The sequence below is a fragment of the Mesorhizobium sp. WSM1497 genome (assembly GCF_001672455.2).
GTDB lineage: Bacteria > Pseudomonadota > Alphaproteobacteria > Rhizobiales > Rhizobiaceae > Mesorhizobium > Mesorhizobium ciceri.
The window spans coordinates 886,899-910,686 of sequence record NZ_CP021070.1 but is presented as its reverse complement, the minus strand read 5'-3'; the positions used below and the strand labels follow the sequence as shown (position 1 = coordinate 910,686).

Below are 23,788 nucleotides of genomic sequence, written 5' to 3'. Positions count from 1 at the left end.
CATGGTTGGTTTCGGTTCACGGCTGTGTGTCGCTGGCCGGAGCGAAATGGTTCACGGAGAAATGCGAATTCTGGCGGAGGGCCCATCGATTTCGTCATCCACGGGCGGAGCGGACGCGCAGACCCGAGGATCCATGCCGCGAGTTGCGAGCGTCGCGACGGGGCAAAAGATCTGGTGATGACGGTATGACGATTGCAGGCGCCTGTTCCTGCGCCGCAGCGTTCTTCATCGGCATCACGGCATGGATCCCGGGGTCTTCGCGACGGAGCTTCGCTCCTGCTCAGCCCTGTGATGACGAAGCGTTGGATGCCGCCCCTAGGGAAGCCGCCGTTGCCAGTGCCTACTGAACCGCGCCGACCAGAACTTGCTGGCCACCGCGGATCGAGACCCAGCGGCCGGTGTTGTCGATCGCCTGCCGCTTGAGGAAGCGGTAGCCGGTCGCGTCCCATGGCTTGACCTTGTCGGTCAGATTGTCGAGCACATAGTCGCCGTCGTCGGTGCGCACCGTCAGCACGGCGTGGCCCTCGCCGTCGGGCTTGCGCACGACAGTGATCAGAAGATCGGCAAGCGAGATGCTCATGCGCGAAAGCTGGCGCCGCTTTTCCAGCACATAGTCCTCGCAATCGCCGACGCCCTTGTCGGGATAGGCCCAGACCTCGTCCTTGCCGTAGATGTCCATGTCGCTCATCGGCTTGACGGCGGCGTTGACCCTGGCGGTGACATTGAGAAGCTTGCGCATCAGCGCGTCGGTCATCGGAGCCGGCGCCAGATTGGCCGGGCGGATCGAGCACTCGCCCGGATGCAGCTTGCAGAAATCATAGTGGCCGATCGGCTGCGAGGTGAGCCCCCCGGTCGCCATCGCTCCACCCGCCAAGGCCGGTGCCACCCAGCCCGCCGTCATTGCCAGCCCGGCCGCCACATACACGCGCAGCCGTCGCGCCATCGATGAGGAAATCATTGTCCCCGCTCACCCTTTGTTATTAACGAAAGGTTAAGGGGGATTTACAGTCCGTGTCAATTACGACGACGGTCGGATTGTCGGCATGGTTACCCGAGGGGCTGGACAGCGGCACTTGTGCAACAGAATCAGCCAGCCGGCCGGCTTTTACCGGTCAATCGCACGGTTTGTCGCCGTTAAGCTTGGTTTTATGCAAATCATCGTCCCAAAACCCGCAATTTTGGACGACGTGCATTATCTCTTGGCGGCGCGGACCAGCTTCGGCTTCACCGCGACACGCTCCTGGCGGCCATAGCTGGTGATGAAGTCGACGATGCGCGGGACGATTTCGGAGCGGAAGCGAGAACCGTTGAACACGCCGTAATGGCCGACCGCCGGCTGCATGTAGTGGGCGTGCCGCTCAGCCGGGATATTGGGGCAAAGATCATGCGCCGCCTTGGTCTGGCCAAGGCCTGATATGTCGTCGTTCTCGCCTTCGACCGTGAACAGCGCGACGTTGCGGATCGCCGACGGATCGATCCTGGTGCCGCGATGCGTCATCTCGCCCTTTGGCAAGGCCTGCCGCACGAAGACGGTGTCGACGGTCTGCAGGTAGAATTCGGCCGTCAGGTCCATGACCGCCAGATACTCGTCGTAGAAATCGCGGTGCTTCTCGGCATTGTCGCCATCATGCTTCACCAGATGCATGAAGAAGTCCTTGTGGGCGATGATGTGGCGATCGAGGTTCATGCTCATGAAGCCGGACAGCTGCAGGAAGCCTGGATAGACCTCGCGGCCGAAGCCTGGCACCGGCCACGGCGCATGCATCACGACATTGTCGCGGAACCAGTCGATGCCTTTTTCCTGCGCCAGCAGATTGACCGCGGTCGGGTTGCTGCGCGTGTCGATAGGCCCGCCCATCAAGGTCATCGTCGAGGGCACGAACGGGTCGCCCTTGGATTCCATCAGCGCCACGGCGGCCAGCACCGGCACGGAAGGCTGGCACACCGCCATCACATGCGTGTCCGGCCCCAGCGTGTGCAGCATGTCGATGACATAGTCGATGTAGTCGTCGAGATCGAATTGGCCGTCGGCAAGCGGCACCATGCGGGCATCGACCCAATCGGTGATGTGCACGTCGGCATAGGGCAGCATCGCTTCCACCGTGCCGCGCAGCAGCGTCGCATAATGGCCCGACATCGGCGCCACGATCAGAAGCTTCGGATCGGGCTTGCGCCCGGCGGGGACAGCGCGCTCGAAGCGCACGAGATTGCAGAACGGCTTCGACCAGACGGTCTTCTCGGCGACCTCGACGCTCTTCCAGTCGACTACGGTCTTGCTCAGGCCGAAGGCCGGCTTGCCGTAGCGGCGCGTGGTGCGCTCGAACAGTTCGGCCGTCGCCGCGATCGAACGGCCCCATTGCGTGTGGGAAAACGGATTGAGCGGATTGGAGTAGAACATGCGCACCGCGTCGGCATAGAGGCGCGCCGGCTGCAGGGCGGCGTGGTTCATCTCATAGAGCTGGTAGAACATCGAGAAACCCCGCTGCTGCCTGCGACCGAAGGGACGACGAGCAGCGCCGAGCCTAAATGTCTCGCGGGGAAGTTAACAACTAATTGCTGCGATGCAATACGTCACGCTGCGTGACCAATGCTTCTTTGGTTCAAGGCCATGGAAATCGGGGCCGAACGGCGCCAGCCGGCTCAGTGTGCGGCTGCGAAATGTGTAGGTAGTGTGTCCGGCCCTTGCCGGACACAGGAAGCTCTAGACGCGCGCCATGCACACGGAAGTGTGGCCGGAGCCGATGAAGCCGAGTTGGCCGGCCGCGCCCTTCGACAGGTCGAGCACGCGTCCCTTGATGAACGGACCGCGATCGTTGATGCGCACGACGACGCTGCGGCCGTTGTTCTTGTTGGTCACCCTGAGCTTGGTGCCGAAAGGCAAGGTGCGATGCGCGGCGGTCATCGCCGACGGGTTCATGCGCTCGCCCGAGGCGGTTCTGGAGTGCAGGGCGTACCACGAGGCGCGGCCGCACTGGGCGGCGGCGGTCGCCGAAGAAGCGCCGACCATCAGGCCAGCAGCGATCGTTACCGCGACAATCGCGGTCTGTTTTGGGTTCTTCATATTTGGGGGATGGCTCCGTTTTTGACAGACCCCAGCCGTTAGGTGCCAAATAAGGCGGGAAATGCGGCAGTGATCTGGCGGTTCCGTGGCAATGGCACACGTTTGGAGTCGCTGGGTAACAGTCTGTCAGGGATTTTCCGGCACGCGATGATCAATCAACGATGATCTTTGTGTTGCTATCGGGCATCCGTTTGACAAGATCGAACATTAATATCCAAGTAGAGCTCGGCGCGGCCGGGCCACTTCCTTTGGCTCTTTTATCGCGGTCCCGATGCTGCAACCAATCGACTTCAAAAGGGAGATCCGGCAATGAGGCTGACCAAAAATCTGCTGGCGTTGATTGTGCTTGCCGTCGGCGCGCTGTGGTCGCTGCAAGGCATCGGCGTTGTCGGCGGCAGCTTCATGACCGGCCAGTCGCAATGGCTCTATATCGGCGTCGTCACCATGCTGGTCGGGCTGATCGGGTTGGTGTGGGCGAACCGGTCAAGCGGGTGAGCTCGATGAAAGGTCGACCCCCACTCCGGCCCTTCGGGCCACCTCTCCCCCGATCGACGGGGGAGAGGAAAAGCGCGAGCTCGCCGACCTTGGCTCCTTTCCTCTCCCTCCGGAGGGGGGGAGAGGTGGCGCTGCGAAGCAGCGACGGAGTGGGGGAAGGCGGTCCTCCAGGGCCCTGCCCCCGACAGCCCTACCCGAACAGCCGATCCAGAATCTTGCCCTCCAGCCGGGCCAGCTCCACCGAACCGCGACGGCGCGGCCGTTCCACGGGCACATCCAGATCGAGCGCGATCCGGCCTTCGCTGATCACCACGACCCGGTCGGCGAGCGCGACCGCTTCGGCGACATCATGCGTGACCAGCACGGCCGTGAACTTCTGCGCGATCCAGATGCGTTCCAGAAGCTGCTGCATCTCGATGCGGGTCAGGGCGTCGAGTGCGCCGAGCGGCTCGTCGAGAGCCAGGATCTGCGGGTGGCCGACCAGCGCGCGGGCCAGCGCCACGCGCTGCTTCTGACCTCCGGACAGCACCGAAGGCCATTCGTCGGCCCGGTCGGCAAGCCCGACCTCGCCGAGGATGTCGAGCGCGCGGTGCCTCGCTTCGCTACCGGTGGCGATGCCGGTCAGCCCGACCTCGACGTTTTTCACCACGCTGGCCCAGGGCAGGAGCCGTGGCTCCTGGAACATGAAGCGCGTGCGGCTGTGTCCTTCCTCTTCGACACCGAAGGACAGCGATCCCGATGTCGGCCGGTCGAGCCCGGCCAGAAGCCGCAACAGCGTGCTCTTGCCGCAGCCGCTCTTGCCGATGACGGCAAGGAACTGCCCGGCCGGCACGTCCAGGTCGATGCCGTCGAGCACGGTCTTGTCGCCGAAGCGCTTGCCGGCATGCCTGAAGGCAAAGGCCCGCTGTCCTTCGACGGAGCCGATCGGCCGCACCGGCGTGGCGACTAAGGAACGGGCTGCGGTCAGGCTGGCGGCGGTCATGGGCAATCTCTCATCCGTTCTGGAAGGCCGGATGCCAGCCGAGCGACAGCCGCTCGAGCAGGCGGGCGAGGCTGTCGGCGAGCTTGCCGAGCAGCGCATAGATCAGGATCGACAGCACGACGACATCGATCAGCAGGAATTCGCGCGCCTGCATGGCCATGTAGCCGAGGCCCGAACTGGCCGAGATGGTTTCGGCGACGATCAGCGTCAGCCACATGATGCCCAGGGCATAGCGCAGGCCGACGAAGATCGCCGGCAGCGCGCCGGGCAGGATGACGCGGAAGAATAGCGTGCGACGGTCCATGCCGTAGACGCGGCCCATCTCGACCAGCTGTGGGTCGACGCTCTGGATGCCGAGCAGCGTGTTGACGTAGATCGGAAAGAACACGCCGAGCGCCACCAGGAACAGCTTGGCTTCCTCGTCGATGCCGAACCACAGGATGACCAGCGGGATCAGCGCCAGATGCGGAATGTTGCGGATCATCTGCAGCGTCGTGTCGGTCAGGCCGCGGCTGAGCGTCGACAGCCCGTTGGCAAGGCCAAGCGCAAAACCGATCGAGCCACCGACGGCAAAGCCGGCAAGGGCGCGCGCGGTCGAGACGCCGATGTTGCGGATCAGTTCGCCCGACAACGTCAGCCGCCAGAAGGCCTCGGCGACCGCGCTGGGCGCCGGCAGCACGTTGGCCGGCATGACGCCGGCGCGGCTGGCAATCTCCCAGCCGGCAATGATCAGCGCCGGCAGCAGCCAGCCGATGGCGTTGCTATGCAGGCGCGTGGAAAAGCTCATGACGAAGCCTGCAGGCGGTTGGCGCCATGGAAGCCGACCGAGAATTCGTTGGCGATGTTCTCATGCGCCCGCTGCCGCCTGGTGCCGAGCCCGAGCTTCGGAAACAGAAGCTCGGCGACGCGGTAGGCCTCCTCGAGATGCGGATAGCCCGAGCCGATGACGGTATCGATGCCGATCGCCTGGTATTCGCGGATGCGCCCGGCGAGCTGTTCCGGCGTGCCGACCAGCGCCGTGCCGGCGCCGCCGCGCACCAGCCCGACGCCGGCCCACAGATTGGGCGACACCACCAGCCTGTCACGGCGGCCGCCATGCAGCTCCGCCATGCGGCGCTGGCCGACCGAATCCATCTGGTTGAGGAAGCGCGCCTGCGCGTTTTCGATCTGGGCGTCGGTGACATGGCTGATCAGCCGGTCGGCGGCGCGCCAGGCTTCGTCCTCGGTCTCGCGCACGATGAAATGCAGCCTGATGCCGAAGCGCAGTTTTCTGCCGCGCCGCGCCGCCTTTGCGCGCGCCGCGGCCAGCTTCTCGGCCACCTGTGCCGGCGGTTCGCCCCAGGTCAGATACATGTCGACGAGGTCCGCGGCGAGGTCCTGGCCCGCATCCGACGATCCGCCGAAATAGAGCGGCGGCCGTTCCTGGTGCGGCAGAAGGTCGAGGCGGCCATTTTCGACGCGGTAATATTTGCCGTTGAAATTGACCCGCTCGCCGGACACTAGGCCGCGCCAGATGGTCAGGAATTCATGCGCCTGGGCATAGCGCTCGTCATGCGGCAGGAAGACGCCGTCGCCGGCGAGCTCGGTCGGGTTGCCGCCGACCACGACATTGAGCAGCAGGCGGCCATTGCTCAAGCGATCGAGGGCGGCGGTCTGGCGTGCGGCGAAAGTCGGCAGCGTCACGCCCGGCCGCAGCGCGACCAGGAACTTCAGTTTTTCGGTGAGTGTCGCGAGGCCCGTCGCGGTGATCCAGGAATCCTCGCAATTCTGGCCGGTCGGCAACAGCACGCCGGGAAAGCCGAGCCGGTCGACCGCCTGCGCGATCTCCTTGAAGTAGCCGAATTCGGGCGGCCGCTGCTGCTCCTCGGAACCGAGATAGGAGCCGTCGCCATGCGTCGGGATGAACCAGAAGAAATCGAGCGGTGCGGTGCTGGCAGGCGCGGTCATGTCTGGCACAGTCACGGGCGGATCTCCTGGAGATATGGGTGCGAACGCAAATGGCGCCGGGCGTTCTCATCCGGCGCCGTCAGGGGACAAGTCAGTTGCCGGGTGCCGTCCACACCGCGTCGGAGATGCGGACCGCGTTCGGGATCAGCCCGAGCTTGAAGAAGCGGTCTGCAGTCGCCTGCTGGCCGGCGATGATCTCGTCGGTGATCGGGAAGACGCCGAATTTGGTGCGGTTGGCGGCGATGATCTGCGCGTCGAGCGGCACGCCGGTCACCTCATGCAGCGCCGCGGCCACCTTGTCGCGGTTCTGGTCGGCCCATTTCGCCGCCTCGCCCAAGGCTGATATCGTCGTGGTGACGGTTTCGGGATGCGCCTTGGCGAAATCCTTGTTGGCGAGGAAATAGGTGTTGACCTTCAGCACCTCGCTGGAGCGGGCCAGCACACGCGGCTGGTAGCGGGTTTCGGCGATGGCGAAGAACGGATCCCAGACGGTCCAGGCATCGATCTGGTCGCTGGCAAAGGCTGCGGCCGCATCCGCCGGGCTGAGATAGACCGGCGTGATCTGGTCGAACGGGATGCCGGCCTTCTCCAGCGCGGCGACAAGCAGATTGTGCGCGCTGGTGCCCTTGCCGACACCGACGCGCTTGCCCTTGAGATCGGCGACCGACTGGATCGGCGACGCCGGCTTGACGAAGATCGCCTCGCCCTCGCCATTCGACGGCAGCGCTGCGGCATAGACGATGTTGGCACCGGCCGACTGGCCGAAGATCGGCGGCGCGTCGCCGGTCCAGCCGACATCGATGGCGCCGACATTGAGCGCCTCGACCAGCGGCGGACCGGCGGTGAACTCGACCCACTTGACCGTCACGCCCTTGTCTTCAAGTGCCTTCTCGATCACCTGCTGCTGCCTGGCGATCACCGGCAGGCCGGTCTTCTGATAGCCGATGCTGAACTGCTTCAGCTCCTGCGCCGTGGCGCCGAACGACACGGCAACCGTCGCCGCCAGCAGGCCGATGCCGAAAACACGTCTCGTTAGATTGAACATTGATCCCTCTCCTTCGCTGCGGATCGGCGCCGGAAATGGCCTCGCCGGTTGGAAGATGGATGAGGTTAGGTAATTCTATAAATTTAGTAGAGGAATGATTTTGCGAATTAGAGGGGAGAATGGGAATTATCTTCTTTGGCTACCTGGAATTCGTCATCCTGGGGTCTGCGCTGCGTCGCTTCGCTCCTTGCTCCGCCCTAGGATGACGAAGACGCGGGGGCTAGTGCCAATCGCCAATCCCCTCACTGCGACCAGTACTGCCAGGCCCAGTAAAAACTCTCGTCGCGTGGCGGCAGGCGGTCGCGCTCGGCGTCCCAGCGGACCGGCGTTGGCGATTTCGGTTGCTGTTCAAGCGGCTGGCTTTCCCTGGTCCAGGCGAGAAGCCAGTTGCCGGCTTGGGCGAACAGCACGGCGGTGGAATGGGTCATCGGCATTCTCTCCTGCTCTTCTGGTTCCCAATCATTCGCGTCCCGCCCACGGGACGAGCACGCGCTCGATCCTGCGGAGGGTGAATTCCAGCACGAAGGCAATGGCCGCGATCACCAATATGCCCATCACCACCACGTCGGTGACGAGGAACTGGGCGGCCGACTGGATCATGAAACCAAGCCCGCGCGTCGCCGCCACCAGTTCGGCGGCGACCAGCGTCGACCAGCCGGCGCCGAGCGCGATGCGCAGGCCGGTCAGGATCGCCGGCAGTGCGCTCGGCAGGATCACATGGCGGACCACTTGGCGCTGAGTAGCACCCAGTGAGCGCGCCGCATTGATGCGTTCCTGCGAAACGCCGCGAACGCCGGACGCGGTCGACAATGCCACCGGCGCCAGCATGGAAATAGTGATCACCAGGATCTTCGACGGTTCGCCGATGCCGAACCAGATGATGACCAGCGGCAGGTAGGCGAGCGGCGGGATCGGCCGCAGGAACTCAAGCAGCGGATCGAAGATGCCGCGCCCGATCGTGCTGATGCCGATGGCGAGCCCAACCGGCACGCCGACGAGGATGGCGGCGACCAGCGCGGCGAAAACCCGGCCCAGGCTGGCGACGGCATGCTGCAGCAGCGTCGCATCGACGAAGCCGTCGCGGGCGACGGTGATGAACTTGTTCCACACCGCAACCGGCGAGGGCAGGAACACTGGCGACACCAGTTGCAGGCGGGCCGACAGCGCCCACAGCGCCAGCACCACCAGGATGGTCACCACGCTGACCGCGCGCGCGGAAACGCCTTTGCGTTTCGGGCTGGACCGCGACCACGGCACCGACAGGCCGTCGGTCTCGTCGACCTTGTGTCCCGGCCGCTCGGTGTAGGAGGTAACGGTCATGCCGCCTCTCCTTCGAAGATCGCGTCGGTTAGTTCGCCGCGCGCCGCGGCGAAGGCCGGGTCGGCCTTGATGGTGCGGATGGCCTCGCCCGATGCGTAGCGCCTGGAGAAGCCCGGTTCGAAAGTTTGCACCACGCGGCCCGGGCCAGGCGCCAGCACGACGATGCGGGTGGCCAGCACCAGCGCCTCCTCGATGCCATGCGTCACCATCAGCACGCCGACATCGCTTGCCGTCCACAGATCGAGCAGCGTCGTCTGCATGCGCTCGCGCGTCAGCGCATCGAGCGCGCCGAGCGGTTCGTCGAGCAGCAGGAATTCGGGTTCGGCGGCGAGCGCCCGGGCCAGGCCGACACGCTGGCGCATACCGCCGGAAAGCTCCCAGATGCACTTGTCGCCGGCGTCGGCGAGCTTCACCAGCGCCAGCAGCTCATCGGCGCGCCGCGCCCGCTCGGCCGGAGCGACACCGCGCAGCCTGAGCGCGAAGGCAACGTTTTCGCGCGCCGTCAGCCATGGGAACAAAGCATCGTTCTGGAACACCACCGCCCGGTCCGAGCCAGGTGCTGTGATCGGCTTGCCGTTGATTGAAGCCGTACCGCGCGCCGGCGCGACAAGGCCGGCGGCGACGTTGAGCAGCGAGGTCTTGCCGCAGCCGGAACGGCCGACCAGCACGACGAAATCGCCCTTGGCGACATCGATCGACACCCGCTCGACCGCAGGCGCTGCCTGGCCGTCATAGTGGATCGAGACCTTGTCCAGTACGAGATGGGGGTCGAGCACGAGATGCGGCATGGATGCCTCGCGGTTCGTTGAAATCCGACTGCCCCGGCCCTCGTCAGCGGTTCCGGGGCAGTCAGCACGCGGCGTTAGGGAAAAAGATCCGCGCGCGTTCAGAGCAATTCCAGGAAAAGTGTGAAGCGGTTTTCCGTCCGGAATTGCGTTAAGCGAGTACTAGTTCGAGGCGAGCGCCTCGGTGACGTATTTCGACGATACGTATTTCGAATAGTCGGGAAGCACGGCGTCGATCTTGCCTTGCTCCTTGAGGAAGGTGGATGTCGCTTCGATCGCCTTGACCGTGCCGCCGCCGAGGAATTTGTCGGAGGCCTGCTCTTCGAGCGTCGGGAAGACATAGCCCTTGAGCAGTTGCGGCACTTCTTCCAGTTTGGCGCCGGTGAGTTTGGCGATCGCGGCCGCCTGCGGCGACGATACCGACCAGGCTTCGGGCTTGGCGAGGAACTCGGCATATGCCGCGCCCGTCACCTTGACGAAGTCGCGCACCGCTTCCGGGTTCTTTTCGGCGAAGTCGGTGCGCACGATCCAGGCGTCGAAGGTCGGCGCGCCCCAGGCGGCGACCTGCGAGGAATCCACCACCACCTTGCCCGTCGTCTTGATCTGGCCGAGCGCCGGATCCCAGACATAAGCGGCGTCGATGTCGCCGCGCGAAAAGGCGGCGGCGATTTCCGGAGGCCTGAGATTGAGGATCTCGACCGACTTCGGATCGACGCCCTCATGCTTCAGTGCCGCGAGCAGGCTGTAATGCGTCGTCGAGACGAACGGCACGGCGACCTTCTTGCCGGCGAGGTCGGCTATTTTCTCGATGCCGGCGCCGTTGCGTGCCACCAGCGCCTCGGATTCGCCGATCAGGCCGACGATGAAGATGGTCTGGATCGGCAATTCGCGGCTCGCCGCCGCCGCCAGCGGACTCGAGCCGACATAGCCGATATCGACCGAACCGGAAGCGACCGCGGCGATGACATCGGCGCCGGAATCGAATTTGCGCCAATCAATGGTGGCCTTAGTCGCCTTTTCATAGGCGCCGTCGGCCTGCGGCACTTTCGAGGGTTCGACCACCGTCTGGTAGCCGATGGTGATCTTGAGGTCGTCGGCCAGGGCCGGGCCGAGGAAGGCCGCGCCGGCAAGTGCCGCTGATGAGAGGAGAACAATGCGTCGCGAAATGGTGGACATGAAGGGCTCCTGAAAAGAGAAAAACCGGAATGCTTCATAATAGTCAGCTAATTCTATGGTTCTTGTAGAGTTAAATCCTTCCAACGAAGGCGGGCTTGTTAGAAAAAAGCTGTCGATGGTGAGGTGGTGAGGCGGATAGGGTGGTTGCGGTGGGCAGAGTGTCGCCACAGGGCAGACCTTTCGACGCCGGCGGGCCAGCGCCCCCTCTGTCCCACCGACCTTTAACCTCCTGAACTGCCGTGATGGCTCCGCCTACGCCCACCGCGAACTAGAATTCCCGCTTCCGGCCTCTTCCAGGCAAATTCATGCCTCAAACAACCGCCGATTTGACAACCCATTCCGCGTGTTCGAGGGTAAGTATAGTAATCTTATCGACATTGAGACTGGAGGCGACGATGAGCAGTCACCATATCGCGATGATCGCGCCCCCACTCGTGCGCTTTTGTGTCCCTGTGGGCACAAAGGCTGGTCAAAATGGCCCGCGCGGCTTGAAAACGAAGCAAAATCAGCAGTTCTCGGCTTGTACATCATGTCACTAGAATTTATGTGTCATGCGGGCTTGGACGCGGCGGCAACGCACGCCAGGCGTTTTGCAACCGATGGTTCCATGCAGTCGCATGCCAGAGAAAATTTGATCTCATGCTCACCAAAAAAGGTAAGTACGGCCTCAAGGCGCTTGTCCACCTCGCGCGATTGCCGGCCGGGCAGCTCGCCTTCGTCAACGACGTCGCCACCGGCAACAACATCCCGAAGAAATTTCTCGACGCCATCCTGGGCGAGTTGCGCAATGCCGGCTTCGTCCAGAGCCGCAAGGGCAAGGATGGCGGCTATCGCCTGGCGCGGCCCGCCGACGAGATCAAGGTCGGCCATGTCGTGCGCGTCCTCGACGGTCCGCTGGCGCCGATCCCCTGCGCCAGCCGCACCCAGTACCAGCGCTGTGAAGATTGCAACGAGGCGACATGCCAAGTCCGACATCTGATGCTCGAGGTCCGGCAGGCGATCGCCGAGGTGCTCGATCAGCGCAGCCTCGCCGAAATGCGCGATATCTCTCTCGACGACCTGTCGGTCGGCATCGGCGATCTGCCGGTCGCGGTGAAGGTCCAGGCCTGACACTGGCGCTGCGCAGAGCGAAGGCATGCCTATGACCGGGCGCGCCAACTCCATCATCATTGTCGGTGGCGGCGCCAGCGGCGTCGTGCTGGCCGCGCATCTCCTGAAGTCGCCCAATCCCGACCTGCGCGTCACGCTGATCGAAAGGCGCCCGCATTTCGGTCAGGGCATCGCCTATTCGACGCTGCTGTCGGCGCATGTACTGAATGTCAGCGCCGCCGGCATGAGCGCCTATGCCGACGATCCCGGCAATTTCTGGCGCTGGCTTCAGGAACGCGGCCTGGCAACGGCTGAGGAGGCGCCCTTCTATGCGCCACGCAGCATCTATGCCCGCTATCTCGGCGAGTTGCTGGTCGATCTGGAAGCGCGGGAAAAGCAGAGCGGTCGGCTTCGGCTGATCCGCGAGGAAAGCCTCTCGATCACGCCCACCGCCTCCGGCGTCGAAGTGGCGCTGGCCAACGGCACCAGCGTGGTTGCGCATCTCGCCGTGCTGGCCACCGGCCATGACGAGGAGCCGGCGCAAGGCCATGCCATCAGGATGGGATCGGAAGCCGATACAGCACTTCCCCCGGACGCCGGCGTCATGGTGCTGGGCACCGGCCTCAGCATGGTCGATGCTTTCCTGGCGCTGGAGCAACGCGGCCATCGCGGCGACATCATAGCTGTGTCCAGGCGCGGCCTGCTGCCCTCGCCGCATCGCAAGGGCAATCCGATCAAGCTCGACGTCGCCGACATTCCGCTCGGCACGCAGCTCTCCTATTTCGTCGGCTGGTTCCGCGACCTGATCAAGGAAAACCAGAAGGCCGGCATCGACTGGCGTGACGTCGTCGACGGGCTGCGGCCGTTCAACCAGAAGATCTGGCAGAACTGGCCGGCTTCCGCCAAGCGCCGCTTCGTCGAGCACACCAAGGCCTGGTGGGACATCCACCGCCATCGCATGGCGCCCGAGGTCTACGCCCGTGTCACCGAGGCCGTGCAATCCGGCCGCATCCGCCTGGTCGCCGGCCGCGTCGTCGACATTGCGCGCAACGGCGAATTCACCGTCCAGGTCCAGTCGCGTCACACGCAGCGTCTCGAGACCTTCGAGGTCGCCCGCATCTACGATTGCTCTGGCATCGTCAGGGACATCTCGACCTCGTCGAACAGCGTCGTGCGCTCGCTGGTCGACCGCGGCCTGGCAAGGCCGGATCCGCTGCGCATCGGCCTCGACGTATCGACCAAATGCGAGATCATCGCCGGCGACGGAACCGTTTCGGCCAAGATCCTCGCCGTCGGCCCGCTGACGCGCGGCACCTTCTTCGAGATCGACGCCATCCCCGATATCCGCGTGCAGTGTGCGAGGCTGAGCAAGCAGCTGCTGGGGTAGGCTGTGTCGATATTCAGGTGATGCCGGCCTGCAAATGCGGCTTCCTGTGGCTTCCGGTGCTCACGTACCCAAAAGTACGCTCTGCTCCGGTTCTCGGAATCTGCCATTTTCGGCTCGGCCTGACCTGAATCTCGACACACCCTCCAAGCCCTTGAGGCACAAACCGGAATTTCATTCCGCATCTGGCCGGTTGATTGGCACGATCTATCTTCTTTCCGACTGCAAAGGGCTGGAAAAGAGGCTACGCTGCCGCCCTGCCCAGAGGCGGTCGCTTGGTCATGGAGCATCGATATGAGCGAGCATGAGATCGCCGCACTGGACAGTGCCCCCTCGGAAGCCGAATTGTCCCGCCTGCGTCCGCCCTACAAGTCGGTACTCGACCTGATCGGCCAGACGCCGGTGGTCGAGCTGACCAAATTCGACACCGGCAAATGCCGGTTGTTCATCAAGCTCGAAAGCCAGAACCCCGGCGGCTCGATCAAGGACCGCATCGCGCTGTCGATGATCGCCGCAGCTGAAAAGCAGGGCAAGCTCAAGCGCGGCGGCACCATCGTCGAGGCGACCGCCGGCAACACCGGGCTTGGCCTCGCCCAGGTCGGCATCCCCAAGGGCTACCGCATCGTGCTGGTCGTGCCCGACAAGATGTCGCGCGAAAAGATCCAGCACCTGCGCGCGCTCGGCGCCGAAGTGCGCATGACGCGCTCCGATGTCGGCAAGGGCCATGCCGAATATTACCAGGACATGGCCGAGAAAATCGCGGCGGAAACGCCCGGCGCCTTCTATGCCAACCAGTTCGCCAACCCGGCCAATCCGCTGGCGCATGAAACCACCACCGGCCCGGAGATCTTTTCGCAGCTCGACGGTGATGTGGATGCCGTGGTGGTCGGCGTCGGCTCGGGCGGCACGCTGACCGGGCTTGGCCGCTACTTCGCAAAAGTGTCGCCGAAGACCGAAATGGTGCTGGCCGATCCGGTCGGCTCGGTGCTGGCGCCGCTGATCAAGACTGGCAAGATGGAAGAGGCCGGCAGCTGGACCGTGGAAGGCATCGGCGAGGATTTCGTGCCGCCCAATGCCGATCTGTCGCTGGTCAAGAAGGCCTATTCGATCCCCGACAAGCAGAGCATGCTGGCGGTGCGCGACCTCTTGTCCAAGGAAGGTATTCTTGCCGGCTCATCCTCGGGCACGCTGCTGTCGGCGGCGCTGCGCTATTGCCGCGAGCAGACGGTGCCCAAACGCGTCGTCACCTTCGTCTGCGACAGCGGCAACAAGTACCTGTCGAAGGTGTTCGACGATTTCTGGCTGGCCGAGCAGGGGCTGGCCGAGCACGAGCAGCATGGCGATCTGCGTGACCTGGTGATGCGCTCGCACCGCACCGGCGACACCGTCTATGTCGGCCCGGACGAAAGCCTGCTCAATGCCTATGGCCGCATGCGCCGCTCCGATGTCTCGCAGCTGCCGGTGCTCGACAATGGCAAGCTCGTCGGCATCGTTGACGAAAGCGACATCCTGGCCAAGGTCGACGGCCCTTATGACGGCCGCTGGGAGCGCTTCAACGGCCCGGTGCGCACGGCCATGACCTCCAACCTGCACACGCTGCAGGCCAGCCAGACGCTGGACGCGCTGCTGCCGGTGTTCGACCGCAACGAGGTCGCCATCATCTTCGACGGCGACGAATTCGTCGGCCTGATTACCCGCATCGATCTGATCAACCATCTGAGGCGCGCACGATGACCAGCAATACTCCGCCAGCCGGGAAAAACCGTCTGGCTTTCTCGACGCGCACCATCCATGGCGGCCAGAGCCACGACCCGCTGACCGGCGCGGTGATGGTGCCGATCTACGCCACCTCGACCTATGGCCAGCAATCGCCCGGCGTGCACAAGGGCTTTGAATATGCCCGCAGCCAGAACCCGACGCGCTTTGCGTTCGAGCGCGCCGTGGCCGATCTCGAAAGCGGCTCGGCTGCGTTCGCCTTCGCGTCCGGGCTGGCGGCGATCGCCACCGTGCTGGAGCTGCTCGATTCCGGTGCGCATATCGTTGCCACCGACGACATCTATGGCGGTTCCTTCCGGCTGATGGAGCGGGTGCGCAAACGCTCGGCCAATCTGCAGGTCTCGTTCGTCGACTTCACCGACCTTGCCGCCGTGGAGGCCGCGATCCGGCCCGAGACGAAAATGCTGTGGGTCGAAACCCCCACCAACCCGCTGCTGCGCATCGTCGACCTCGAAGGCGTCGCCGCACTTGCCAGGCGCAAGGGCATTTTGTCGGTCGCCGACAACACCTTCTGCAGCCCCTATATCCAGCGGCCGCTGGAGCTCGGCATCGATATCGTCGTGCATTCGACGACCAAATATCTCAACGGCCATTCCGATATGGTCGGCGGCGTCGCCGTCGTCGGCGATAACAAGGATTTGGCCGCCCAGCTGAAATTCCTGCAGAACGCCATCGGCGCCATTTCGGGCCCGTTCGACAGTTTTCTGGCGCTGCGCGGGCTGAAAACGCTGGCGCTGCGCATGGAGCGCCATTCCGCCAACGGCCTGAAGATCGCGCAATGGCTGGAAGCGCGCCGCGACGTCCGCCGCGTCATCTATCCCGGCCTCGCCAGCCACCCGCAGCACGCCGTCGCCGTCCAGCAGATGCATGCCTTCGGCGGCATGATCACGGCCGTGCTCGACCGCGACCTAGCCGGCACCAAAAAGTTCCTCGAACGCACGCAATTGTTCACGCTCGCCGAAAGCCTCGGCGGTGTGGAGAGCCTGATCGAGCACCCGGCGCTGATGACGCATGGCTCCATACCGGCGGAGAAACGGGCCGAGATCGGCATATCGGATTCCCTGGTAAGGTTGTCGGCGGGGATCGAGGATGGCGATGATCTGATCGCCGATCTGGATCAGGCGCTGGGGGGTTAAAAGCTCAATCAACTTGCAACTTCAGCGTTGCCCCTCATCGCCCTGCCTTGGCTCCTTTCCTTTCCCTCCGGAGGGGGGGAGAGGTGGCTCGGCGAAGCCGAGACGGAGTGGGGGAAGGCGTTCGCAGACGCGCAGTCGCCGCAAGACAGGCACAATCTGACGAGCAAGAGACCTCAGGCGCGCGGCGAGGGTCGACCCCCACTCCGTCGAGCTTCGCTCGACACCTCTCCCCCGATCGACGGGGGAGAGGAAGGGCAAAGGGCGGCGCCGACGTCTTATGATGATGGACCGGCCAATTGACCCCGAACCCCATCTGCCCGAAATGTAGCGCCCCATGGCCACGCGCGAACCACCCAAGCCCACTGAACCCCTCACTTTCGCCGTGCTGGTGTTCCCAGGTTTTCCGATGATGGCGTTCAGCTCGGTCATCGAGCCGCTGCGCGCCGCCAATGTCCTGGCGAAAAGAGAATGCTATCGCTGGATCATCGTCGGCGGCACGAAGGGTGCGGTCGAGGCGTCGAACGGCGTCGTCATCCAGCCGGGCTTTTACGCCGAGGATGCCCCGAAGGTCGACCGCATCGTCGTCTGCTCGGGCGGCGATGCCGATCACCTCGTCGCCGAGGACGCGGCACACTGGATCCGCAAGAGCCTGCGCAATGGCGCCCATATCGGTGCGGTGGCGGATGCCGCGTTCTTCCTGGCGCGCGCCGGCCTGCTCGACGGCCATGCCTGCACCTTGCACTGGACCAGCCAGGCCGCCTTCACCGAAGCCTTCCCCAACATCGAGCTCAGGCGCGACCTCTATGTCATCGACCGCAAGCGCTTCACCTCGGCCGGCGGTGTCGGCAGCCTCGACATGATGCTGGAGATCATCACCCGCGATTACGGCGCCGAGCTTGCCGCCGGCGTCGCCGAATGGTTCGTGCACAGCCAGCTGCGCTCCAGCATCGACCGCAAGATGATGCCGCTGCGCCTGCGCACCGGGGTCCAGAACGAGCTGGTGCTGTCGGCCATCGCCATCATGGAGGATGCGGTCGAGGAACGGCTCGGCATGGCCGAGCTGACCGCGAAGCTCGGCGTGTCCTCAGACAAGCTCGAGCGCTCCTTCCGCTCCGAACTCGCCATCTCGCCCAATGGCTACTACCGGCGCCTGAGGCTCAAACGCGCCGCCGATCTTTTGGCGCATTCGACGCTCGCCGTGCGCGACGTGGCGCTGGCATGTGGGTTTGCCTCGATGTCGAGCTTTGCCCGGGCGTTTCGCGAGGAGCATGGGCACCCGCCGAAACTGGCGAGACGACATTGGGCTTGGCGCTCGCTGACGCTGTGAGAGGTTAGCGCATCTCTTGTTAGGCCAGCGGCATCCCGCACAACACATGCGGTTTTCCGCACAATCCATCCGCCTCGCCTGCGCCATGCTGCGACCTCGCAACCCAGCCAAGGCCGAGCCCATGAGCATCGTCGTTTTCGACCCCGACAGCACCGAGGACGTGGACTTCAAGGATCGCATGCGCCACCCCGCGGCGGCCGATCCGGCCGGCGGCATGTGGCTGTCGGACACCGAACCGTCCTTCATCGATGCCGACGCCCTGCGCAAGGGCCGGCTGGCCAAGCTGCGCGGCTGGATGCGCAAGGCCGGCTATGGCGGCGTGGTGCTGTTCGATCCGTACAACCAGCGCTACGCCACAGGCTCGCGCAACATGTTCGGCTATTTCCTGCGCAACTCGACCCGCTATTTCTTTATCCCGACCGACGGGCCGATCGTGCTGTTCGAATATCCGCAGAGCTATCATGTCTCCATGGTGCTCGACACGATCGACGAGGCGCGGCCTTCCAAGCTGGTCTGGTCGTCGGTCTCAGGCCGCGACGACGAGACCGCAGGTCCGTTCGCCGACGAGATCGCCGAGCTTTTGAGAAAGCATGGCGGCGGCTCGATGAAGCTCGGCCTCGACCGCTGCAGCCATCTGCAGGCGCTGGCGCTTGAAAAGCGCGGCTGTGAGGTCAGGGATTGCCAGGGCGAGATTTTGGCGGTGCGCGCGGTGAAGACGCCGGAGGAAGTGAAATGCCTGCAGGTGTCGATGGCCGGCGCCGAGGCTGCCGTCTATGCGGTGCGTGAGGCGATCAAGCCCGGCGTTTCCGAAAACGACCTGTTCGCCATCATGTATGGCGAGGTCATCCGCCAGGGCGGCGAGTTCATCGAGACGCGGCTGCTGACATCAGGCCAGCGCACCAACCCCTGGTTCAACGAGGCCAGCGGCCGCAAGATCCGCCCCGGCGAACTCTTGGCGCTCGATACCGACACCATCGGCTGCTACGGCTATTATTCGGATTTCTCGCGCACCTTCCGCTGCGGGCCGGGCAAGCCGACGCCCTACCAGAAGTCGCTCTACCGCATGGCGCACGACCAGGTTCAGCACAACATCGGGGTCGTCAAGCCCGGCATGGCCTTCCGCGAGATCGCCGAGCAGGCGTGGAAGATCCCCGACCGTTTCGTCGACCAGCGCTACACCTCGGTCATGCACGGCGTCGGCATGCATGGCGAAACGCCGTTCATCGCGCATGCCATGGATTACGAGACCTATGGCCGCGACGGCCATATCGTGCCAGGCATGGTGGTGAGCGTCGAAAGCTATATCGGCGAAAAGGGCGGCCGCGAGGGCGTCAAGCTGGAGGACGAGATCCTGATCACCGAGACGGGCACGGAGTTGCTGTCGCGCTTTCCTTATGAGGACGAGTTTCTGGAGACACAGGTTTGATACGGGCAACCAATGAGCGCCTCGTTGCCTGGCGCCCCCCTCTGTCCCGCCGGCATACGGAAGGGTCTTTGACTGCCTCGCCCATGCATCACGCAGGCGCCGCATGAAAACGCCCATCTCCATCAAGCGCGGCACCGTGGCCGCGATCTTCATCGACCTGCAGGAAGAGCACCGGCAGGACCCGCGTTATCTGGTTGAAGGCTTCAGCAGCATCCTCGCCAACGTCCAGCGCCTGCAGGCGGCGGCGCGGCGGAACCAGGTGCCGCTCTACCACTGGGCCTACATCGTCGATCTCGACAGCCAGGACCGCCCCTTTCATCCGCTTGGCGAGGACGGCAAGTCGGCCTTTTCCGACAAGAGCGATCCGCTGACCGAAATCTGCCATGAGGTGGCGCCGGCCAAGGGCGAGGCGCTGCTGATCAAGGCCGAGGCCAGTGCCTTTCGTTCGGGGCCGGCGGCGCGCGACATCAAGTCTTCAGGCATCGAATGGCTGGTTGTCGCAGGCGTCTGGACCGAGGCCTGCATCGACGCCTCCGTCAAGGATGCGGTGGCCAAAGGCTTTCGCGTGCTGCTGGTCAAGGATGCCTGCGGCAGCGGCAGCGCGGCCATGCACCAGACCGGCATCCTCAACCTCGCCAACCGGCTCTATGGCGGCGCCGTCACCGACACCGACGGCGCCTGCCGGCTGCTGGCCGGCGAAACCGTCACCGTCTGGCAGGTCGAGGGCTCGGTGCCGCTGCGCTTCTCCTTCGACAACGCGGCCGCGCTCTACGCCGATCTATGACGCGCGGCCCCTACGAAACACGGCTCGACCCGGCCCTTTGGGCCTATATCGACGCCGTCAACGCCTGGTATCCGCCCGAAATCATCGGCCTGCCAATCGACAAGCAGCGCGCCGTCTATGACCGGATGAGCCGGGCCTTCCACCAGGGCCGCCCGGCCGGCGTCAAGGCCAGCGACGGGCTGATCGCCGCCGCCGGCCGCGATATCCCGGTCCGCCGTTACCGGCTTGCGGGCAAGGCCGCCCAGGCGATGGTGATCTACTATCACGGCGGCGGCTTCATCCTCGGCGGGCTGGAAAGCCATGACGACATCTGCGCCGAGCTCTGCGCCGGCACCGGTTTCGACGTGCTGTCGGTCGACTACCGGCTGGCCCCGGAGCATCTTCATCCCGCCGCCTTCGACGATGCGGTGGCCGCCTTCGAATGGGCAGCAGCGACATCAGGCCTGCCGCTGGTGCTGTGCGGCGAAAGTGCGGGCGGCAATCTCGCCGCCGCGGTGGCGCAGGCGACGCGCCGCCATGCCAGCGCTGCCATTGGCCAGGTGCTGATCTATCCCGAGCTCGGCGGCGACGAGCGCGCCGGCTCCTACATCGAGCACGCCGAGGCGCCGCTGCTGTCGGTGGCCGACATCGCCTTCTACCGCGACGTCCGTTCGGCCCGGCGGCAGTCACCCGACGATCCGACTTTTGCGCCGCTGCGCGACAAGGATTTCACCGGCCTGCCGCCGACGGTGATCGTCACGGCGCAATGCGACCCGCTGTCGTCGGATGGCGAGGCCTATCGCGACCGCATTCTGGCCGCCGGCGGCAAGGCGTGGTGGCACGAAGAGCCGAGGCTGGTGCACAGCTTCCTGCGTGCACGGACGACTGTGCCTGCGGCGGCGGAAGCGTTTGCGCGGATTGTTGGCGCGCTGGGTAAGGGCGAGTGGCCGTATTGAGCAGTTGCCGACGGTAAAGCGCCAATCTCCCCCCTTGAGGGGGAGATGCCCGGCAGGGCAGAGGGGGGCGCTGTCCCGCCGACCTACCTTTCTGATTGAAGTTCAGACTGACGTGTCTTGGTAACGAAGTGCACCGAAGGTTTGCGATCCTTGGCGCCCCCCTCTGTCCTGCCGGACATCTCCCCCTCAAGGGGGGAGATTAGCCCTGCGGAACCCCGCACAATCACTGCGGAAAAGCGAACACTCCGCAGCGTCACCCCGCTCTATCATTCCCCCTCAGGCAACGGCGCCCCGGCGGTCGCGTCCGCCCCCGCGCCTGTCGATCGGCCGGGGCGATTTTTCTGTGCATGCATTGTCCCAAAACCGCTGGGCACCTTTGGGCGGCATGCATCAACAACAGGGGAACGACGATGAAATTCATGCTGACCGACCGCAAACTCCACCCGCAAGCCAAACCCGTTGCCGACGATTTCAGGACCGGCGGCATCAACCGCCGCGAATATCTGGCGCTGATGGCCGGCCTCGGCGTCAGCGCCGCCGGCGCGCTGGCGCTGGGCGGGCTGGCCGCCACGCCGGCCCGCGCGGCGGAACCCAAGAAGGGCGGCGTCCTGCGCGTCGCCATGAACGTCAAGGGTTTCAAGGACCCGCGCACCTTCGACGGCGTCGAGATGTCGAATGTCGCCCGCCACTGCAACGAATATCTGGTGCGCTGGAACACCGACTTCTCCTTCGAGCCCTGGCTGCTCGAAAGCTGGGAGGCGAGCGACGACGCCAGGACGCTGACCCTGCATGTGCGCAAGGGCATCTCCTGGTCGAACGGCGATGCCTTCAACGCCGACGATGTCATCCACAACCTCACCCGCTGGTGCGATGCCTCGGTGCCCGGCAATTCGGTCGCCGCGCGCATGGGCGCGCTGGTCAATGCCGACACCAAGAAGGTCGTCGATGGCGGCATCGAAAGGGTCGACGACTTCGCCATCAAGCTGAACCTGCCCAAGCCCGACATCTCGCTGATCGCCGGCATGGCCGACTATCCGGCACTGATCATGCACCGCTCCTATGAGGGCGACGGCGATCCCCTGAAGGCGCTGGCCATCACCACCGGTCCCTGCGAGCTGGTAAGCTGGGATGCCGAGACGGGTGCCGAGGTGAAGCGCAAAGACAAGCCCTGGTGGAAGGGCGAATTCTACTTGGACGGCATCAAATGGGTCGACTACGGCTCCGACCCCAACGCCATGCTCTCAGCCTTCGAATCCGGCGAGATCGACACCGACCACGAGACCGCTTCCGATGCCGTCTCGCAGACCGAGCAGATGGGGCTGATGAACTCCGAGATCGCCACCGGCTCGACCATCGTCGCCCGCTTCAATGTCGCCAACGCGCCCTATGACGACGTCAAGGTGCGCCGCGCCGCCCAGCTCGCCGTCGACAATGCCGCCGTGCTGGCGCTCGGCCTCGGCGGCCGCGGCAAGCCCGCCGACAACCACCATGTCGGCCCCATGCACCCCGAATATGCCGATATCGGCCCGGCGAAGCGTGACGTCGAGCAGTCGAAGAAGCTGTTGGCCGAGGCCGGCAAATCAGACCACGAGTTCGAGCTCATCTCCGTCGATGTCGAATGGCAAAAGAGCACCGGCGACGCCATCGGCGCGCAGATGCGCGAGGCCGGCCTCAAGATCAAGCGCACCGTGCTGCCCGCCGCCACCTTCTGGAACGACTGGAGCAAATACCCCTTTTCCTGCACCGAATGGCTCGGCCGCCCGCTCGGCGTCCAGGTGCTGGCGCTGGCGTATAAATCCGGCGCCGCCTGGAACGAAAGCGCCTACGCCAACCCCGAATTCGACACGCTGCTCGACAAGGCGCTGGCCACCCCCGACGCCAAGGCGCGCAAGGAGATCATGGGCAAGATCGAGCAGAATCTGCGCGATTCAGGCATCATCATCCAACCCTACTGGCGCTCGGTCTACCGCACCTACCGCAAAGGCGTCGAAGGCTGCGAACAGCACCAGGCGCTGGAGCAGCACTTTGAGAAGGTGTGGATTGAGAGTTGAGAGGCGGTCCGCGCTAGCGGACGTAAAGCCAATTGCTTGGCTTTACGAGCCTCGAACGCTCTGAGCCTGCGAAGGGCCGGGCGACGGTGATGCGCCGGCATTTCTAACCTTCTCCCCTTGTGGGAGAAGGTGGATTGCCGCGCAGCGGCAAGACGGATGAGGGGTGTTCCAGCTTGGCGATACGCCAACAGTAAACGCCCTGAACCAGAGCAGAACCTTCACCGCCTCACTCCGTCACGCACCCCTCATCCGTCTCGGCGCTGCGCGCCGATCCACCTTCTCCCACAAGGGGAGAAGGTCAGAAGCGTCAGCGCCCCTTCAAGTGCAGGGCTAGCCGGTGGATCGCTGCGATCATCTGCGGGTTGAAAATGGCCGGCGCGAATGCCGGTGAGGCAGTTGCCTGAGCCCGCGCCGGCCACTGGCGAACCTGGGTCCGCCGCCCGGATTTTTTACCGCCCCGCCGATGCCCGATCAACCAGGCCGGACGTTTGGTACGCAAGCGGACAAAGCCTCACCGGGCCGGCTTCAGCAGCGTCCAGATCCAGCCGGCAAAGGTCAGCACCAGGAACGGATAACCGGCGGCGGGCAGCGGCGCCGAGGTCGGCAGCAAGGGCGCGCCCCAGATAATCATGCAAGCCGAGACGACAAACAGCACGGCCGCCACGAGCGCGGCGAGCCGCATCCACAGGGCGAATGTCTTCGGCGCGCTGACCATGACCAGGGCGGCCGCCCAAAGCGAGATGCCGCCGACATAGGAGGGCACGCTGGCCTCCAGCCCCGCCGCATTGCCGGCCATCAGCAGCGTCTCGCCGGCCAGGAAGGTCAGGAATCCGGCAGCGACACAATCATTGCCGAGCCGCTGGTATTTCATCGTCAGCAGCGCGGTGGCGACCACGAGAGCCACGCCGTCGATCGTCCAGAGCGTTTCGCGCAGCGGAGCGCTGGCGACGAAGGTGCCGGCAAGGCCGAAGGCACCGCCGATGGCGAGGCCGAGAGAGGCGACGGTGTCTGCTGTGGTGCGCATGTGATGTTTCCCCCCAAGCTTCGGGAGGATACGGCAGGTTGACGG

At 64.7% G+C, this 23,788-nt stretch carries 22 protein-coding genes; 10 read left to right on the top strand and 12 right to left on the bottom strand.

Annotation, left to right across the window (positions count from 1 at the left end):
• Nucleotides 1-340 precede the first annotated feature (340 nt).
• From A9K65_RS04425 to A9K65_RS04410, 3 genes are all read right to left on the bottom strand, one after another.
• Complete coding sequence (locus A9K65_RS04425; protein WP_063173424.1) at nucleotides 341-958, bottom strand: transglutaminase-like cysteine peptidase; 618 nt, start codon at nucleotides 956-958, stop codon at nucleotides 341-343.
• A 234-nt stretch (nucleotides 959-1,192) separates the two neighbouring features.
• On the bottom strand, nucleotides 1,193-2,470 hold the full coding sequence (locus A9K65_RS04415; RefSeq protein ID WP_013528715.1) for a polyhydroxyalkanoate depolymerase: 1,278 nt from the start codon (nucleotides 2,468-2,470) through the stop codon (nucleotides 1,193-1,195).
• A gap of 231 nt (nucleotides 2,471-2,701) precedes the next feature.
• A complete protein-coding gene (locus A9K65_RS04410; protein ID WP_013528714.1) occupies nucleotides 2,702-3,061 on the bottom strand; it encodes a septal ring lytic transglycosylase RlpA family protein in 360 nt (119 codons plus the stop codon).
• A gap of 309 nt (nucleotides 3,062-3,370) precedes the next feature.
• Between A9K65_RS04410 and A9K65_RS35595 the strand changes: the two genes are divergently transcribed.
• A complete protein-coding gene (locus tag A9K65_RS35595) occupies nucleotides 3,371-3,556 on the top strand; it encodes a hypothetical protein (protein ID WP_024502222.1) in 186 nt (61 codons plus the stop codon).
• Nucleotides 3,557-3,746: 190 nt separating this feature from the next.
• Here the strand turns inward: A9K65_RS35595 and A9K65_RS04400 are convergent, their stop codons facing one another.
• From A9K65_RS04400 to tauA, 8 genes are all read right to left on the bottom strand, one after another.
• Nucleotides 3,747-4,538, bottom strand: coding sequence for an ATP-binding cassette domain-containing protein (locus A9K65_RS04400; RefSeq protein WP_064992677.1), 792 nt, complete (start codon nucleotides 4,536-4,538; stop codon nucleotides 3,747-3,749).
• A gap of 10 nt (nucleotides 4,539-4,548) precedes the next feature.
• Nucleotides 4,549-5,325, bottom strand: a complete 777-nt coding sequence (locus tag A9K65_RS04395; protein WP_064992678.1) for an ABC transporter permease subunit — start codon at nucleotides 5,323-5,325, stop codon at nucleotides 4,549-4,551.
• Nucleotides 5,322-6,485, bottom strand: a complete 1,164-nt coding sequence (ssuD, locus tag A9K65_RS04390; protein WP_064992679.1) for an FMNH2-dependent alkanesulfonate monooxygenase — start codon at nucleotides 6,483-6,485, stop codon at nucleotides 5,322-5,324. The genes A9K65_RS04395 and ssuD overlap by 4 nt, the downstream gene beginning before the upstream one ends.
• 91 nt (nucleotides 6,486-6,576) lie before the next feature.
• Complete coding sequence (locus A9K65_RS04385; RefSeq protein ID WP_157678448.1) at nucleotides 6,577-7,530, bottom strand: sulfonate ABC transporter substrate-binding protein; 954 nt, start codon at nucleotides 7,528-7,530, stop codon at nucleotides 6,577-6,579.
• 242 nt (nucleotides 7,531-7,772) lie between these two features.
• On the bottom strand, nucleotides 7,773-7,958 hold the full coding sequence (locus tag A9K65_RS04380) for a hypothetical protein (protein WP_013528709.1): 186 nt from the start codon (nucleotides 7,956-7,958) through the stop codon (nucleotides 7,773-7,775).
• A 31-nt stretch (nucleotides 7,959-7,989) separates the two neighbouring features.
• Nucleotides 7,990-8,850: an ABC transporter permease subunit gene (locus tag A9K65_RS04375; protein WP_064992680.1), complete on the bottom strand. Its 861-nt coding sequence runs from the start codon at nucleotides 8,848-8,850 to the stop codon at nucleotides 7,990-7,992.
• Nucleotides 8,847-9,638 carry a taurine ABC transporter ATP-binding protein gene (locus A9K65_RS04370; protein ID WP_013528707.1) on the bottom strand — a complete coding sequence of 264 codons (792 nt, stop codon included), beginning with the start codon at nucleotides 9,636-9,638 and terminating at the stop codon, nucleotides 8,847-8,849. The genes A9K65_RS04375 and A9K65_RS04370 overlap by 4 nt, the downstream gene beginning before the upstream one ends.
• 159 nt (nucleotides 9,639-9,797) lie before the next feature.
• Nucleotides 9,798-10,811: a taurine ABC transporter substrate-binding protein gene (gene tauA, locus A9K65_RS04365; RefSeq protein WP_064992681.1), complete on the bottom strand. Its 1,014-nt coding sequence runs from the start codon at nucleotides 10,809-10,811 to the stop codon at nucleotides 9,798-9,800.
• A 639-nt stretch (nucleotides 10,812-11,450) separates the two neighbouring features.
• On the opposite strand from tauA, the gene A9K65_RS04360 reads away from it, so the two are divergent.
• The 9 genes from A9K65_RS04360 to A9K65_RS04320 all read left to right on the top strand — a co-directional run bounded on the left by A9K65_RS04360 (nucleotide 11,451) and on the right by A9K65_RS04320 (nucleotide 22,719).
• Complete coding sequence (locus tag A9K65_RS04360; protein ID WP_013528705.1) at nucleotides 11,451-11,921, top strand: Rrf2 family transcriptional regulator; 471 nt, start codon at nucleotides 11,451-11,453, stop codon at nucleotides 11,919-11,921.
• Nucleotides 11,922-11,952: 31 nt separating this feature from the next.
• Nucleotides 11,953-13,287, top strand: a complete 1,335-nt coding sequence (locus tag A9K65_RS04355) for an FAD/NAD(P)-binding protein (RefSeq protein ID WP_064992682.1) — start codon at nucleotides 11,953-11,955, stop codon at nucleotides 13,285-13,287.
• 291 nt (nucleotides 13,288-13,578) lie between these two features.
• A complete protein-coding gene (locus tag A9K65_RS04350; RefSeq protein ID WP_064992683.1) occupies nucleotides 13,579-15,018 on the top strand; it encodes a pyridoxal-phosphate dependent enzyme in 1,440 nt (479 codons plus the stop codon).
• A complete protein-coding gene (locus A9K65_RS04345; RefSeq protein WP_064992684.1) occupies nucleotides 15,015-16,196 on the top strand; it encodes a PLP-dependent aspartate aminotransferase family protein in 1,182 nt (393 codons plus the stop codon). The genes A9K65_RS04350 and A9K65_RS04345 overlap by 4 nt, the downstream gene beginning before the upstream one ends.
• Before the next feature lie 334 nt (nucleotides 16,197-16,530).
• Nucleotides 16,531-17,523, top strand: a complete 993-nt coding sequence (locus tag A9K65_RS04340; RefSeq protein WP_064992685.1) for a GlxA family transcriptional regulator — start codon at nucleotides 16,531-16,533, stop codon at nucleotides 17,521-17,523.
• A 121-nt stretch (nucleotides 17,524-17,644) separates the two neighbouring features.
• On the top strand, nucleotides 17,645-18,949 hold the full coding sequence (locus tag A9K65_RS04335) for a Xaa-Pro peptidase family protein (protein ID WP_064993007.1): 1,305 nt from the start codon (nucleotides 17,645-17,647) through the stop codon (nucleotides 18,947-18,949).
• A 103-nt stretch (nucleotides 18,950-19,052) separates the two neighbouring features.
• Nucleotides 19,053-19,733, top strand: coding sequence for an isochorismatase family protein (locus tag A9K65_RS04330; RefSeq protein ID WP_064992686.1), 681 nt, complete (start codon nucleotides 19,053-19,055; stop codon nucleotides 19,731-19,733).
• Nucleotides 19,730-20,668, top strand: coding sequence for an alpha/beta hydrolase (locus A9K65_RS04325; RefSeq protein ID WP_064992687.1), 939 nt, complete (start codon nucleotides 19,730-19,732; stop codon nucleotides 20,666-20,668). The genes A9K65_RS04330 and A9K65_RS04325 overlap by 4 nt, the downstream gene beginning before the upstream one ends.
• Before the next feature lie 410 nt (nucleotides 20,669-21,078).
• Nucleotides 21,079-22,719: an ABC transporter substrate-binding protein gene (locus A9K65_RS04320; RefSeq protein WP_064992688.1), complete on the top strand. Its 1,641-nt coding sequence runs from the start codon at nucleotides 21,079-21,081 to the stop codon at nucleotides 22,717-22,719.
• Nucleotides 22,720-23,230: 511 nt separating this feature from the next.
• Here the strand turns inward: A9K65_RS04320 and A9K65_RS35590 are convergent.
• Complete coding sequence (locus A9K65_RS35590; protein ID WP_064992689.1) at nucleotides 23,231-23,743, bottom strand: hypothetical protein; 513 nt, start codon at nucleotides 23,741-23,743, stop codon at nucleotides 23,231-23,233.
• Nucleotides 23,744-23,788 lie beyond the last annotated feature (45 nt).

Excerpts from the sequence above, each read along its gene's own strand:
- A9K65_RS04425 (WP_063173424.1), bottom strand. The coding sequence starts at position 958 with ATGATTTCCTCATCGATGGCGCGACGGCTGCGCGTGTATGTGGCGGCC.
- A9K65_RS04415 (WP_013528715.1), bottom strand. The coding sequence starts at position 2,470 with ATGTTCTACCAGCTCTATGAGATGAACCACGCCGCCCTGCAGCCGGCG.
- A9K65_RS04410 (WP_013528714.1), bottom strand. The coding sequence starts at position 3,061 with ATGAAGAACCCAAAACAGACCGCGATTGTCGCGGTAACGATCGCTGCT.
- A9K65_RS35595 (WP_024502222.1), top strand. The coding sequence starts at position 3,371 with ATGAGGCTGACCAAAAATCTGCTGGCGTTGATTGTGCTTGCCGTCGGC.
- A9K65_RS04400 (WP_064992677.1), bottom strand. The coding sequence starts at position 4,538 with ATGACCGCCGCCAGCCTGACCGCAGCCCGTTCCTTAGTCGCCACGCCG.
- A9K65_RS04395 (WP_064992678.1), bottom strand. The coding sequence starts at position 5,325 with ATGAGCTTTTCCACGCGCCTGCATAGCAACGCCATCGGCTGGCTGCTG.
- ssuD (WP_064992679.1), bottom strand. The coding sequence starts at position 6,485 with ATGACCGCGCCTGCCAGCACCGCACCGCTCGATTTCTTCTGGTTCATC.
- A9K65_RS04385 (WP_157678448.1), bottom strand. The coding sequence starts at position 7,530 with ATGTTCAATCTAACGAGACGTGTTTTCGGCATCGGCCTGCTGGCGGCG.
- A9K65_RS04380 (WP_013528709.1), bottom strand. The coding sequence starts at position 7,958 with ATGACCCATTCCACCGCCGTGCTGTTCGCCCAAGCCGGCAACTGGCTT.
- A9K65_RS04375 (WP_064992680.1), bottom strand. The coding sequence starts at position 8,850 with ATGACCGTTACCTCCTACACCGAGCGGCCGGGACACAAGGTCGACGAG.
- A9K65_RS04370 (WP_013528707.1), bottom strand. The coding sequence starts at position 9,638 with ATGCCGCATCTCGTGCTCGACCCCCATCTCGTACTGGACAAGGTCTCG.
- tauA (WP_064992681.1), bottom strand. The coding sequence starts at position 10,811 with ATGTCCACCATTTCGCGACGCATTGTTCTCCTCTCATCAGCGGCACTT.
- A9K65_RS04360 (WP_013528705.1), top strand. The coding sequence starts at position 11,451 with ATGCTCACCAAAAAAGGTAAGTACGGCCTCAAGGCGCTTGTCCACCTC.
- A9K65_RS04355 (WP_064992682.1), top strand. The coding sequence starts at position 11,953 with ATGACCGGGCGCGCCAACTCCATCATCATTGTCGGTGGCGGCGCCAGC.
- A9K65_RS04350 (WP_064992683.1), top strand. The coding sequence starts at position 13,579 with ATGAGCGAGCATGAGATCGCCGCACTGGACAGTGCCCCCTCGGAAGCC.
- A9K65_RS04345 (WP_064992684.1), top strand. The coding sequence starts at position 15,015 with ATGACCAGCAATACTCCGCCAGCCGGGAAAAACCGTCTGGCTTTCTCG.
- A9K65_RS04340 (WP_064992685.1), top strand. The coding sequence starts at position 16,531 with ATGGCCACGCGCGAACCACCCAAGCCCACTGAACCCCTCACTTTCGCC.
- A9K65_RS04335 (WP_064993007.1), top strand. The coding sequence starts at position 17,645 with ATGAGCATCGTCGTTTTCGACCCCGACAGCACCGAGGACGTGGACTTC.
- A9K65_RS04330 (WP_064992686.1), top strand. The coding sequence starts at position 19,053 with ATGAAAACGCCCATCTCCATCAAGCGCGGCACCGTGGCCGCGATCTTC.
- A9K65_RS04325 (WP_064992687.1), top strand. The coding sequence starts at position 19,730 with ATGACGCGCGGCCCCTACGAAACACGGCTCGACCCGGCCCTTTGGGCC.
- A9K65_RS04320 (WP_064992688.1), top strand. The coding sequence starts at position 21,079 with ATGAAATTCATGCTGACCGACCGCAAACTCCACCCGCAAGCCAAACCC.
- A9K65_RS35590 (WP_064992689.1), bottom strand. The coding sequence starts at position 23,743 with ATGCGCACCACAGCAGACACCGTCGCCTCTCTCGGCCTCGCCATCGGC.